Source organism: Pseudomonas sp. LTJR-52 (genome assembly GCF_003691465.1).
GTDB lineage: Bacteria > Pseudomonadota > Gammaproteobacteria > Pseudomonadales > Pseudomonadaceae > Chryseomonas > Chryseomonas luteola.
This window is the reverse complement of the sequence record NZ_CP033105.1, coordinates 1,221,107-1,234,694: the sequence shown is the minus strand read 5'-3', so window position 1 is coordinate 1,234,694 and position 13,588 is coordinate 1,221,107. Positions and strand designations below refer to the sequence as shown.

9 protein-coding genes are annotated in these 13,588 nt (G+C 60.3%); 7 read left to right on the top strand and 2 right to left on the bottom strand.

Annotated features, from left to right (window positions below; translation table 11 throughout):
- Positions 1-12: 12 nt before the first annotated feature.
- Positions 13-1,410 (top strand): DUF2868 domain-containing protein, encoded by a 1,398-nt coding sequence (locus EAW52_RS05570; RefSeq protein WP_122041724.1) that lies wholly within the window; start codon positions 13-15, stop codon positions 1,408-1,410.
- 72 nt (positions 1,411-1,482) lie between these two features.
- Positions 1,483-2,862 carry a DUF3482 domain-containing protein gene (locus EAW52_RS05565; protein WP_122041723.1) on the top strand — a complete coding sequence of 460 codons (1,380 nt, stop codon included), beginning with the start codon at positions 1,483-1,485 and terminating at the stop codon, positions 2,860-2,862.
- Positions 2,863-2,865: 3 nt separating this feature from the next.
- On the opposite strand, the gene EAW52_RS05560 is transcribed toward EAW52_RS05565, so the two are convergent.
- Complete coding sequence (locus EAW52_RS05560) at positions 2,866-3,819, bottom strand: LysR family transcriptional regulator (protein ID WP_074822273.1); 954 nt, start codon at positions 3,817-3,819, stop codon at positions 2,866-2,868.
- Positions 3,820-3,982: 163 nt separating this feature from the next.
- On the opposite strand from EAW52_RS05560, the gene EAW52_RS25850 reads away from it, so the two are divergent.
- Both EAW52_RS25850 and EAW52_RS05555 read left to right on the top strand, forming a co-directional pair.
- On the top strand, positions 3,983-4,135 hold the full coding sequence (locus EAW52_RS25850) for a hypothetical protein (protein WP_159435093.1): 153 nt from the start codon (positions 3,983-3,985) through the stop codon (positions 4,133-4,135).
- Between the two features lie 64 nt (positions 4,136-4,199).
- Positions 4,200-6,404, top strand: a complete 2,205-nt coding sequence (locus EAW52_RS05555) for an FUSC family protein (RefSeq protein ID WP_122041722.1) — start codon at positions 4,200-4,202, stop codon at positions 6,402-6,404.
- A 64-nt stretch (positions 6,405-6,468) separates the two neighbouring features.
- Here the strand turns inward: EAW52_RS05555 and EAW52_RS05550 are convergent, their stop codons facing one another.
- On the bottom strand, positions 6,469-7,263 hold the full coding sequence (locus EAW52_RS05550) for a thymidylate synthase (RefSeq protein WP_010795651.1): 795 nt from the start codon (positions 7,261-7,263) through the stop codon (positions 6,469-6,471).
- A 386-nt stretch (positions 7,264-7,649) separates the two neighbouring features.
- Here EAW52_RS05550 and tkt point away from each other — a divergent pair, with 386 nt between their 5' ends.
- The 3 genes from tkt to gnd are packed head-to-tail and all read left to right on the top strand — an operon-like array spanning position 7,650 to position 13,568.
- Complete coding sequence (gene tkt, locus EAW52_RS05545) at positions 7,650-9,743, top strand: transketolase (RefSeq protein WP_122041721.1); 2,094 nt, start codon at positions 7,650-7,652, stop codon at positions 9,741-9,743.
- Positions 9,743-12,565: a bifunctional transaldolase/phosoglucose isomerase gene (locus EAW52_RS05540; protein ID WP_122041720.1), complete on the top strand. Its 2,823-nt coding sequence runs from the start codon at positions 9,743-9,745 to the stop codon at positions 12,563-12,565. Before tkt ends, EAW52_RS05540 begins: the two co-directional genes overlap by 1 nt.
- Positions 12,566-12,590: 25 nt before the next feature.
- On the top strand, positions 12,591-13,568 hold the full coding sequence (gene gnd, locus EAW52_RS05535; protein ID WP_010795654.1) for a phosphogluconate dehydrogenase (NAD(+)-dependent, decarboxylating): 978 nt from the start codon (positions 12,591-12,593) through the stop codon (positions 13,566-13,568).
- Positions 13,569-13,588 lie beyond the last annotated feature (20 nt).

Sequence of the window (13,588 nt, the reverse complement as noted above, 5' to 3'; positions counted from 1 at the left end):
CGAGTTTGACGAGTGACCGAACCCACTACTGCCCCTTCCGATTCCACCCTTGATGCACTCTGGCTGACCGAAGCCGTCCGCCTGACCGAGGAAGAAGCCGGTCCGCTGGAAGACAGCGAGGCCAACCGCCGTGCGCGTGCCGCCGGCGGCAGCTTTGTACAGCGCCTGAACCTGCGCGCCTATCTGTTAGGCCAGCGTGACGGCCTCATCGAAGCCCGTCGCCATTGGCGTCAGGGTGCCACCCTCGCCTTCTGGCTGCTCGCCTTTCTGGCCATATTGTCCGGTGCCGGCCTCGGTTTTGGCGCTCTGGGCGATGGCATGCGCCCGGTCAATGTCTTCTGGGCCCTAGGCAGTCTGTTGGGCCTGCACCTGTTGACCCTGCTGTTATGGCTGATCGGCTTTTTCGGCGGTGGACGCAGCGCCAGTGTGTTGGGCCGCCTCTGGCTGTGGCTGGCCGGCAAGCTGGCCCGGGATGCTCGCGCAGCCCAGCTTGGCCCGGCACTGCTTATTCTCCTTGGTCGTCAACGGCTGGTGCGCTGGGGGCTAGGCACACTGGTGCATGGGCTCTGGCTGCTGGCCTTGAGTGCAGCACTGGGCATCCTGCTTGCCCTGCTGGCGACCCGCAGCTACAGCTTTATCTGGGAAACCACCATTCTGAGCAGCGATACCTTTGTCACCATGACTCACGCGCTGGGTGCGCTGCCTGCATTGCTGGGTTTTCCCATGCCGGATATCGAGACCATTCGTGCCAGTGGCAACGCGGCACAGGGGCTTGAGGCGGCACGTCATGCCTGGGCCGGTTGGCTGGTAGGCGTGCTGATTGTCTATGGCCTCATTCCCCGCGCGCTTCTCTTTGCCCTCTGCCTCTGGCAATGGCAACGCCGCCGCCAGCAACTGATATTGGATATTGAGCAGCCCGGCTATGTACTGCTGCGTGAAAAGCTGATGCCCACCACCGAGCGTCTGGGCGTCAACGACGCTGCGCCTGAGCAGCTGCCGGAGCCGTCTGCCGGTAACCTCGAAATTGCCGGTGAAAGTGCTGTGCTGGTCGCGATTGAGCTGGACGACACACACACCTGGCCACCCGCGCTGCCGGACACGGTGCGCAACGCCGGTGTGCTGGACGACGGACAGCAGCGTCGCCGCCTGCTGGAGCAACTCACCCGTTATCCGCCCGTACGCCTGGTGATTGCCTGCGATCCCCGTCGTTCACCGGACCGAGGCACCCTGTCCCTGATCGGCGAACTGGCCCGCTGCGCAGGGACTACCCGCGTCTGGCTGCTACCTGCGCCTGCAGACGCCCAACTGGATGCCGACCGCCTCGATGATTGGCGCCAGGGGCTGGATCGAATGGCACTTCCCCACGGAGAACGGTCTCCGCTGGAATGGTTGGAGACTGGACATGAATAAGTGGCGTTTGAACGCGGTTGGAGTAAGCGAGGCGATGCCCAACAACGCCTGCTGCGCCTCAGGAGAACGTCCATGACCCAACCGCTCGTTCTGGCTGTTGTGGGCCATACCAATGTTGGCAAGACGTCCCTGCTGCGAACACTGACCCGCGACATCGGATTTGGCGAGGTTTCCCATCGCGCCAGTACCACGCGTCATGTAGAGGGTGTCCGGCTTTCCGTGGACGGCGAAGCCCTGATCGAACTCTACGATACGCCGGGTCTGGAAGATGCCATCGCTCTACGGGATTACCTTGACCAGCTCGAACGCCCCGGCGAGCGCTTGGACGGCCCCGCTCGCGTGGAGCGTTTCCTCGATACCGCCGAGGCCCGCAACCGCTTCGAGCAGGAGGCCAAGGTACTGCGCCAGCTGCGCAGCTCGGATGCCGGGCTCTATGTCGTCGATGCCCGCGAGCCGGTACTCGCCAAATACAAGGATGAACTGGCCGTGTTGGCCGGGTGCGGCAAGCCGCTGCTGCCCGTCTTGAACTTTGTGGCAGCCGAGCAGCATCGCGAGGAAGAATGGCGCACCGCACTGGCACGCCTCGGGCTGCATGCCCTGGTGCGCTTCGACAGTGTTGCTCCGCCTGAAGATGGCGAGCGCCGTCTGTATGAAAGCCTGGCCTTACTCATCGAGCCGGCGCGTCCACGCCTGGAGCGTTTGATTGCCGATCACGAAGCCCAGGCAGTGGCACGTCAGCACAGCGCGGCACAGCTCATCGCCGAACTGCTGATCGACGCCGCCGCCTGCCGCTATGTAGTGCCGCCAGAGGACGACGCGGTAAAGGCCGCGACTCAACGACTGCGGGACGATCTGCGTAAGCGTGAGCAGCGCTGCGTGGAGGACTTACTCAAGCTGTACGGTTTTCGCTCGGGCGATGCACGCGCCGCTGACCTTCCATTACTGGATGGCCGCTGGGGAGATGATTTATTCAACCCCGAAACCCTGCGCATTCTGGGTATCCGCCTGACCGGGGGTGTTGCTGCCGGTGCTGCGGCAGGTGCCGGTATCGACCTATTGGCGGGTGGCTTGATGCTGGGTGCTGCAACAGCGTTGGGCGCCCTGGCAGGCGGGCTGCTGCAAACCGGCGGTCATTATGGTCAACGCCTGCTCGGCAAGCTACGCGGCCAGCGGGAGCTGACCGTGGACGATGCCGTGTTACGCCTGCTCGCCCTACGCCAGCGTCAACTGGTCAAGGCACTCGATGCCCGCGGTCACGCAGCCATGAAGGCTATCGAAGTGGAAACACCTGAGGATCAGCGCTGGCGTGAGGGCAAGCTTCCTGCCGCCCTGAATCACGCCCGCGCCCATCCGGAGTGGTCTTCGCTCAACGCTTCCCACAAGCTACGAGACGCCAACCGCCGCGAGCAGATCAAAGACCTGGCCGAGCAATTGGCGCAGCAGCCTGACTAATCATCAGGCGCTGACCGGGCCTTCTTCATACAGCCGCTTCACAGCCTGCTCGTCGGCCTTTAGAAGCCCCGGCAAGGTATCGCGCAGGAAGTCCACCAGCGTCCGGATCTTTGCATCCAGGTACTGGCGAGACGGATACAACGCATAAACGTTAAGCGGGTACAGGCTGTGGTTTGGCAGGACCTGCTGTAGCGTCCCGTCCTTGAGCCCCTTGACGGCGGCATAGATCGGCAGCGCCCCGATGCCCATGCCAGAAGCGATGGCTTCCATCAGGGCATCCGCCGTATTGACCTGGAACAGGGTCTGATCAATCGTGACCAGCTCTTCGCCCTTGGGCCCCTGGAACAGCCATTTATCGAGCGACATAGCCTTGTTCACCAAGCGCAGACAACGGTGTTGACGCAAGGCAGCCGTCGTCTGGGGGGTGCCGTATTTTTCCAGGTAAGCTGGCGATGCGCACAGAATGCTGTGGGTACTGCCCAGTCGCTTGGAAAAGTAGCCTGAATCCTTGAGCTGGGAGGCCAGGATTACAGAGACGTCGTAGCCGTCCTCCAGGATATCGGTAAACGTATTGGTCAGCCGCAGGTCGAAGTTCACCTCAGGGTATTGCTCGCAGTAGCGGGCAATCGTCTTGATCAGGTAATGCTGGCCCAAGCCGGTCATGGTATGAACCTTGAGCTTGCCCACCGGATGCGCATGGGCATGGCTGGCTTCGGCTTCCGCCTCCTGAATGTAGGCAAAGATCTGTTGGCAACGCTGCAGGTAACGTTCCCCCGCCTCGGTCAGCGCGATCCGACGGGTAGTGCGGTGAAGTAAACGGGTTTGAAGGTGTGTTTCCAGATTGGTGACCGCCTTGGAAACGTAGGCGGTGGTAAGCTCAAGGCGTTGGGCCGCCGCGGTAAAGCTGCCGGCTTCCACAACACACATGAAAGCACGCATGTTAAAGAGATTGTCCATCGTACTCCTCTCAGAGCGGCAAATTCTGGCACAACTCCCTACCCTTTGATTACTCGCTTTACAGTTAATAATCCTTCACGATTTTCCTGCTTATTCCCGCCACCCTGCTCTACATAGAATGGATAGCGCTCGTCTGAGCTAGTGACTGTTTGAGTAGGCCACCGTGCTGCAACTGTTTCGGAAAACGCTTCCGCTTCCCGCTCCGCCTTATCTGATCGTAACGCCCCTGTCAGCTCGTCTGTTCAGGCCGCTGTCTCGTCTGTTCAAGAAGATCTTGCCGCCGCTTCACGGTCAGTGCGCTATCGCCCTGCGCTGACTGCAACGCTGTTCTTCACCCTGACTGATTCACTCCGTGCGCCCTTTGAGCGTCGAGGTTACCGTTGCGCGCTATTTCTCTTGCCAGTCGATTACCGAGCCGCTCGGCCTGGCGCCGTGCCCTGCTGGAATGGGCCCGTACCGATGGCATTACTTGGGCCTTCATTTTCAAGGCGCTGCTGACAGCACTGATTGCACTCTGGCTGGCCTACCGGTTGCAGCTACCCCAACCCAGTACGGTACTGGTCACCGTCTTTATCGTCATGCAGCCTCAAAGCGGACAGGTGCTGGCCAAGAGTTTCTATCGCATCATCGGAACGCTGGTCGGCCTGAGCGTGATGGTGTTGTTCATTGCCCTCTTTGCCCAGGAGCGGGTCCTGCTGCTTGGCTCGCTGGCCATGTGGGTAGGCCTGTGTACGGCGGGCGCTGCACGTTATCGCGACTTTCGCGGTTATGCCTTTCTACTGGCCGGGTACACCGCCAGCCTGATCGGCTTGCCAGCCACGAGCCATCCGGAAAATGCCTTTATGCAGGCCCTGTGGCGTGTACTGGAGATTGGCCTGGGCATCTGCTGCACCGGTGCAGTCAGCGCTATCGTCCTGCCGCAGACGACCCGCACCGTGCTGCGTAATACGCTTTCCCTGCGTTTTCGTGATTTCGCCCGCATGGCTCATGAGGGTCTGAGCGGCACGTTGACCCGCGAACAGTTCGAAACCCTGGCGGCACGCTTTGCGGCCGAGTCCGTAGGCTTTGAAAGCCTGCGCAGCGCCAGCGCCTTTGAAGATCCACACCTGCGTCAGCGCAGCGGACGGCTGGCTAATCTGGGTAGCCAGTTCATGCAGCTCAACACCCGCTTCCATGCCTTGAATCAATTGCTGACCCGGATGCGCCAGCGCCCGCTCCTGTTGGACGCCTTCTCGCCCTGCCTTTCGGAGATCACCACATTGCTTGCACCGTTCGGTGAGCGGCTGACTACCGAGACCGACGCGGCCCGTCTGGCAGAAAAGCTCGCGCTGCACCGTGAGCCGCTGATGCAGTCTATTCGCGAGGGCCGAACGCAGCTTCAGGATCAACAGATTGGGGACAGCGACCTGCTGGACTTCAACACGGCCGCCGAACTGCTCTACCGCTTTGCCGAAGACCTCTACAGCTACTGCCTGGCCTATGCCACCCTGAACGGTCCCAAGCCACCCAAGACGCCGCCCCCGGAAAGCTTCACCCCCGTGGCCAACCGCATGGCAGCGGCCATTTCCGGTATACGCAGCGCCCTGGTGGTTCTCGTGCTGGGGCTGTTCTGGATCGAAACGTCCTGGCCCAGCGGTGATACCTGTGCGCTGGCAGCCGTCCTGATCTCGGCGCTTTCATCTACTTCGCCCAACCCACGCCGTTACTGCCTGCAATTGGCCGTCGGGACATTGGCCGGCTCGTTGGCCGGCTTTTTTCTGGTGTTCTGGGTGCTGCCCCAACTGGATGGCTTTCCCCTGTTGTTCTACGCGCTCTCGCCGGTGTTTGCCATTGGCGCGTTTTTCATCACCCGTCCCCAGTGGGCAGGCTATGGCACAGGGCTGATGGTGTGGTTCTGCTCGGCGGCCTTGCCGGCCAACGTCACGCTGTATGATGCCAATGCCTTCTTCAATCAGTACCTGTCCTATCTGCTCGCCGCTTTTATCGCCACGGTCGCCGCTGCGGTGATCATGCCGCCTAATCGCCCATGGCTATGGGGACGTCTCGAGCAGGATTTACGCATTCGGGTCGTCTATGCCATCAGCGGCAAGCTCAAGGGGTTGGCATCAGGCTTCGATAGCAGTACCCGCGACCTGCTCAACCAGGCCTATGTACTTTCCACCGGTCATACCGCCGTGCAGCGCCAGCTTCTGCGCTGGATGTTCCTGTCATTGGAAATTGGTCATGCCATCATCGAGTTGCGCTACGAACAGGAAAACCTGCCCCTGCACCCCTGCTATCAGGAATCGAGACCCTGGCGACAGGCTATTCGCATCATGGGACGCGCCCTGATCCGCCTGTTCGTGCAACCCAGCCTCAAGCATATGGAGCGGGCCTTGTCAGCAGTAGACCATGCCATCGAGACGGCACAGGCCGCCCAGATTCATCAGGAGCCCAACTCGGGTCAGTTCGAACGCTCGCCGCTGCGCCGCGTGTGCAGTTACCTGCACTTCATCCGAACTTCGCTGCTGGACCCTAACTCGCCACTGAGCAAGCATAACCGAGGCTTCACGCAGACACGTGCCACGCGGCTGGATGAGCTGTAAGTCGAGCGGATGAACAGTTTCAGAACCGGAACGCCCTACCCAGGCAGGGCGTTCCGGTGGCGTATCAAACGGCGACGGGCGCCTTGATGTGGGGATGGGATTCGTAGCCGACCAGCTCGAAGTCATCGAACGTGAACTCGAACAGGTCTTTGACCGCTGGGTTGAGCTTCATGGTAGGCAGGGGCAGCGGCTCGCGGGTCAGTTGCAGGTCCGTCTGCTCCAGATGGTTGGCGTACAGGTGGCTGTCACCGCCCGTCCAGATGAACTCGCCCGGCTCGTAACCCGTGACCTGCGCCACCATCATGGTGAGCAGCGCGTAGCTGGCAATATTGAAAGGCACACCCAGGAAAATGTCCGCCGAGCGCTGGTAGAGCTGGCAGGAGAGCTTGCCATCTGCCACATAGAACTGGAACAGCGCATGGCACGGCGGCAGGGCCATCTCATCCACCAGGGCAGGGTTCCAGGCGGAGACGATCAACCGGCGCGAGTCGGGATTCTTCTTGATCATCTCGATAACGTTGGCGATCTGGTCGATATGACGGCCATCCGGCGCGGGCCAGCTCCGCCATTGATAACCGTAGACCGGGCCGAGGTCACCGTTCTCATCGGCCCACTCATCCCAGATGGAAACGCCGTTTTCCTTGAGGTAGGCGATATTGGTCGAGCCTTTGAGAAACCACAGCAGCTCATGAATGATGGAACGCAGGTGCAGCTTCTTGGTGGTGACCATGGGAAAACCATCGGCCAGGTTGAAGCGCATCTGATAGCCGAACACGCTGTAGGTGCCGGTGCCGGTGCGGTCGCTTTTGAAGGTGCCGTGCTCACGCACGTGTCGCATCAGGTCTAGGTACTGTTTCATGCTGGGCTCGGTGCGGCGCCCCGAAGGACGCAGGAGAAAAGTCAGCGCCTATGATAACGAAGCTGGCTGTTTGGATCACGTGCCCGGTCGTCGCGTATCGGCCTGATACCTTTAAAGACCTTCAACGCACTCTCTCGCAAAATGAGAGGAACAAACGCCCGCCTGAAAGCTCACACCTCCTAGTACTGTTCCGTCGCATGCGAATCAGCTGTCGAGAAGTAGCTTAAGGCTAGCCTATCGGTCGGATCGCCAGCCCAGGCCCTGCGCCTGGACAACCCGCATGCCCGGTCAGCCGAGCTGCTGTCCTTGCCTATCGCCTGCACCATGACGAGCCGCGAGACGGCATCCCGGCCATTCGCTTCCACGCTCCAATCGAGGAATCCGCAATGTGCTCTGCCAACACCACTTTTTCCAACGACCCCAACATCGAGCGTGATCAGCTGTGCGTGAACACCATACGCACCCTTTCCATGGACGCCGTGCAGAAGGCCAACTCAGGCCACCCTGGCACACCAATGGCCCTGGCGCCCGTGGCGTATACGTTGTGGAGCAAGTACCTGCGCTACCACCCTGAGCATCCGGACTGGCCCAACCGCGACCGCTTTGTGCTGTCTGTAGGTCATGCGTCAATGCTGTTGTATTCGCTGCTGCATCTGGCCGGTGTGACCGAGATCGACGAGCATGGCCAGCCCTCCGGCAACCCGGCCGTCAGCCTGGATGACATCAAGCAGTTCCGCCAGATGGATTCGAAGACGCCCGGCCACCCTGAATACCGCATGACTACCGGCGTGGAAACCACTACCGGCCCGCTGGGCCAGGGGTGTGCTAACAGCGTTGGCATGGCGATGGCCCAACGCTGGCTCGGACAGCGCTTCAACCGTGACGGCGCTACCCTCTTCGATTACAACGTCTACGTGCTATGTGGCGATGGCGACATGATGGAAGGCATCAGCGGTGAAGCGGCTTCGGTAGCCGGGCACCTGAAGCTGTCCAACCTGTGCTGGATCTACGACAACAACACCATCAGCATCGAGGGCCACACGGACCTGACATTCAGCGAAGACGTTGGCGCACGTTTCAAGGGTTATGGTTGGAACGTGGTCCATGTCAAGGACGCCAACGACGCCCTGACCTTTGGCCAGGCCATCGAGTATTTCCAGGCCCATGATGATGCGCCAACCCTGATCATCGTCGACAGCATCATTGGTTATGGTGCACCCAACAAGCACAACACGGCCGCCGCCCATGGCGAGCCACTGGGCGCTGATGAAATCCGCCTCGCCAAGAAATCCTATGACTGGCCTGAAGACGCTGACTTCCTGGTGCCGGACGATGCACGAACCTGGCTGCGCGACCAGATGGTTGAGCGCGGGCAAAGCCAATACGAGCAATGGCAGGCAGCGCTGAAAACGCTTGAGCAGCAGGAGCCTACCCTTGTAGACGAGCTCAACCGCATGCGCGCCGGTCAAATGCCTGAAGGCTGGATGGATGCACTTCCAGAGTTCGAAGCCAACGCTAAGGGCGTAGCAACTCGTGAATCCGGTGGCAAGGCACTCAACGCCTTCGCCAGCAAGATCCCGTGGCTGATCGGCGGTTCGGCGGATCTGGCGCCCTCTACCAAGACCAAGCTGACCTTTGACGGCGCTGGAAGCTTCTCAGCGCAGACACCCGCCGGTCGCAACCTCCACTATGGCGTACGTGAACACGCGATGGGCGCTATCGCCAACGGCCTTGCCCTCTGCTACCTGCGCTCCTTTACGGCGACGTTCCTGGTGTTCAGCGACTACATGAAGCCGCCGATTCGCCTGGCCTCGATCATGGAGCTGCCCGTGGTGTTCGTCTTTACCCACGACTCCATTGGTGTCGGCGAAGACGGACCTACTCACCAGCCTATCGAGCAGCTGGCTCAGCTCCGGGCAACCCCCGGTCTTCTGACCCTGCGTCCCGGTGATGCCAACGAAGCCGTCCAGGCTTGGAAGGTTGCGCTCGAGCAGACCAACCGCCCCTCCTGCATCGTCCTCTCCCGCCAACCCATGCCGACGCTTGACCGCACTCGCTACGCCTCGGCGGAAGGTACGGCGCGTGGTGCGTATGTCTTGGCGGATGCCGAAAACGGCAAGCCAGATGTCATCATCATGGGTACCGGCAGTGAAGTCGGTCTGTGTGTCGAGGCTTATGAGCAGCTCAAAGCAAACGGTATAGCGGCGCGTGTCGTCTCCATGCCGTGTTGGGAGCTGTTCGAGCAGCAGGATGAAGCCTATAAAGAAAGCGTGCTGCCTGATGACGTAACCGGTCGGGTTGCCGTCGAGCAGGCTGGCCCGATGGGGTGGGAGCGTTACGTAGGCCGCAAGGGTGCCATGGTCGTCATGAACAGCTTTGGTGCCTCTGCACCGATCGGCAAGCTACAGGCGAAGTACGGCTTTACCGTTGAAAACGTTGTCAAACTGGCCACTGAACAGGCGAACGCCGGGAGGTCATGATGAGCAGCCTCTTGCGAGAGTTGGGTATGGCCGGTCAGGCCGTCTGGCTGGATTTCGTCAGCCGGGAATTTCTTCGCAAGGGTGAGCTGCAGACGCTCATCGAGCGGGATGGCCTGACCGGCGTTACCTCCAATCCATCCATCTTTGAAAAGGCCATGGGGCATGGCACCGATTACGATGCCTCTTTGGAGCGCTTTCTCAATCGCGCCGATGCCTCACCGGTCGACGTATATGAATACCTGGCGGTCGAAGACATCCAACAGGCCGCCGATATTCTGCGGCCTGTCTACGACCGTTTAAACGGCAAGGACGGCTACGTCAGCCTGGAGGTATCGCCTTATCTGGCCATGGATACCGAGTCCACCCTGTTAGAGGCACGTCGGCTCTGGAAGGCTGTCGATCGACCGAACCTGATGGTCAAGGTGCCTGGTACCGAAGCGGGCGCAGCAGCCATCCAGCAACTGATTGCCGAAGGGATCAGCGTCAACGTGACACTGCTGTTTTCCCGCGAATCCTATCGCGCTGTTGCCGAGGCCTACATGGCTGGGCTGGAGGCGCGTATTCAGGCCGGAGAAGACATCAGCCGCATAGCCAGTGTCGCCAGCTTTTTCATCAGCCGGATCGATTCGGAAATCGAGAAAAAGATTGATGAGCAGCTGAAAGCCGGGAATGACGACGCAACGCTCAAGTCCCTCAAGGGTCGGGTTGCTATTGCCAACGCCAAACTGGCCTATGCTGATTATCAGGCCATGATAGCCAGCGAACGCTGGCAAGTCCTGGCTGCCAAAGGTGCTCAACCTCAGCGATTGCTATGGGCCTCTACCGGCACCAAGAATCCCGACCATCCCGATACACTGTACGTCGATGAGCTGATCGGACCGGACACCGTTAATACCATGCCGCCCAAGACCATGGATGCCTTTCGTGATCATGGTACGGTCAAGGAAACCCTCACTACAGGGTTGGATGAAGCCCGCGCCACACTCGAAGCCACCGAGCGGTTCGGGCTGGATCTGCCGGGCATAACGACAGACCTAGTAAAGGCAGGCGCCAAACTTTTCTCCGATGCAGCTGACGATCTGCTCGGTGCTGTGGGTGCCAAGCGCGTCAAACTGCTGGCCGGTAAACTCAACCAGGCTAAGTTCAGCCTGCCAGAAGACCTGTCCCAAGCCGTCGAGCAGCAGCTTGAGCAGGCCCGCCGCGAAGGCTGGTCACGTCGGCTATGGCACATGGATGCTTCCCTCTGGACCGGTCAGGACGAAGCGAAATGGGGCGGCTGGTTAAAAGCCGCTACTGAGCCGCATATCAATACCTCCGCTCTGGTCATACTGGAGCAATCGCTCAAAGCCGAAGGCTATACCACCGCCGTTCTACTGGGCATGGGTGGCTCCAGCCTGGGACCGGAAGTGCTGGCGAAAACCTTGGGCACCACACCTGAAGGCCTGCGCCTGCTGGTGTTGGACTCCACCGACCCGGCTCAGATTGCCGCCGTGGAGCAGTCTATTGATTATGCCTGCACGGTGTTTCTGGTATCGAGCAAATCCGGCTCGACCCTGGAACCTGAAATTCTCAACGCCTACTTTTTCGACGCTGCCTGCAAAGCGCTCGGTGAGGATCAGGCCAGCCATCATTTCATTGCTATTACCGATCCCGGCTCCAAGCTCGAGGTCAGCGCCAAGGCGCAGGGCTATCGCACCCTCTTCTATGGCGACCCGACCATTGGCGGGCGTTACTCGGTGCTCTCGGCCTTTGGGCTCGTACCGCTGAGCCTGCTTGGACACGATGTAGACAGCCTGTTCGAGATTACCCGCCCCATGGTGCTGGCATGCGATCCCAGTGCACCGCCTGCAATCAATCCGGGCGTTTATCTGGGTGTAGTCATGGGCGAAGCCGTCAAGGCCGGGCGGGACAAGCTGACCCTGTTCGCCTCGCCCCAGATCGCCAGTATCGGTGCCTGGCTTGAACAACTGCTGGCTGAGTCCACAGGCAAACAGGGCAAAGGCATCATTCCGGTCGACCTGGAGCCCCCGGCTGATCCCTCCCATTACAGCAATGATCGTTTATTCGTCTATCTGCGTGCAGATAACGACGGCAGCGAACTGGATGCCCAGGTCGAGGCATTGGAAAAGGCCGGCCAGCCTGTAATCCGCATAAGCCTGATGCGGCCTGACCTTATCGGTCAGGAGTTTTTCCGCTGGGAAGTGGCTACGGCCATTGCGGGCGCCGTGATAGGCATCAATCCTTTCGATCAGCCTGACGTCGAAGCCAGCAAGGTCAAAACGCGCGCGCTAACCGATGAGTATGAAAAAACCGGACAGCTTTCCAGCGGCAATCCCTTCTTCACCGATGGCGAGCTGGTGTTCTACAGCGATTCCCCCCTGAGCGGCGACTCGGCCGAGCAGGTACTTCGGGAGCATTTTGCTCGCCTCAATCCGGGCGATTACGCTGCCGTGCTTGCCTATATCGAGCGTAACGGCGCCCACGAAACCCTGATGACGCGGCTGCGGACCCTGTTACGGGATCGTTACCGTGTCGCCACCGTTGGCGGCTTCGGCCCCCGTTTTCTACACTCCACAGGCCAAGCCTACAAAGGGGGACCAAACAGCGGGGTTTTCCTGCAGATTACCGCCGAACCCCAGCAGGATCTGGCCATTCCCGGACGCAAGGTAAGCTTCGGCATCGTCGAAGCCGCTCAGGCACAAGGGGACCTTTCCGTGCTCGCCGAGCGAGGTCGTCGACATTTACGTATTCACATTCAGCACGGCAATAGCGAAGCAGGGCTGCAACGTATCGTACAATTAGTCGAGGCGGCTATCGCCTGACGTAAAAGCTCGTGGAGGCAACAACATGCAACTTGGCATTATCGGACTGGGCCGGATGGGCGGAAACATTGCCCGCAGGCTGATGAAAAACGGGCACGAGGTCTTCGCATACGACCGCAGCGCCGACTCCATCGAGACGCTGGCCAAAGAAGGCGCCAAAGCAACAACCGGTCTTGAGGACATGATCCAGCAGATGGCTAAGCCACGCGCGCTGTGGGTCATGCTTCCGGCGGGTGACCCGACCGAACAGACCATCAACACCCTGGGCCAGATGCTGGAGCCGGGCGACACCATTATTGATGGTGGCAATACTTACTACAAGGACGACCTGCGCCGCGCCAAGGCGCTGGCCGAGAAAGGTATCCACTACCTCGACGTAGGCACCTCTGGAGGCGTCTGGGGCCTTGAGCGCGGCTACTGCATGATGATTGGCGGCGACAAGGAAACCGTGGACCGCCTGGATCCCATCTTCGACACCCTGGCCCCTGGCTATGGCGACATCGAGCGCACCCGTGGCCGCAACGCCCCGGACGAGCGTGCCGAGCGTGGCTATATCCATGCAGGCCCGGCTGGTTCCGGTCACTTTGTGAAGATGATTCACAACGGTATCGAATACGGCATGATGCAGGCGTATGCCGAAGGCTTTGACATTCTCAAGATGCGCGGCTCCGAAAATGTACCGGAAGAAGAACGCCTGCAATTGGATTTGGCAGACATCGCCGAAGTATGGCGCCGTGGCAGTGTCGTTTCCTCCTGGCTTCTGGACCTGACCGCTCAGGCACTGGCTCAGGACGTGGAACTAGAGAAATTCAGCGGATTCGTGTCCGACAGTGGTGAAGGTCGCTGGACCATCGAGGCCGCTATTGAGGAAGCCGTACCTGCCCCGGTACTGACGTCCGCACTGTATGCCCGTTTCCGCTCACGCCAGAAGGCGACCTATGGCGACAAGCTCCTGTCGGCCATGCGCTTCGGCTTTGGTGGGCATGTAGAAATCCCGCAGTAACGCTTTCCGAGCAGGCTTGG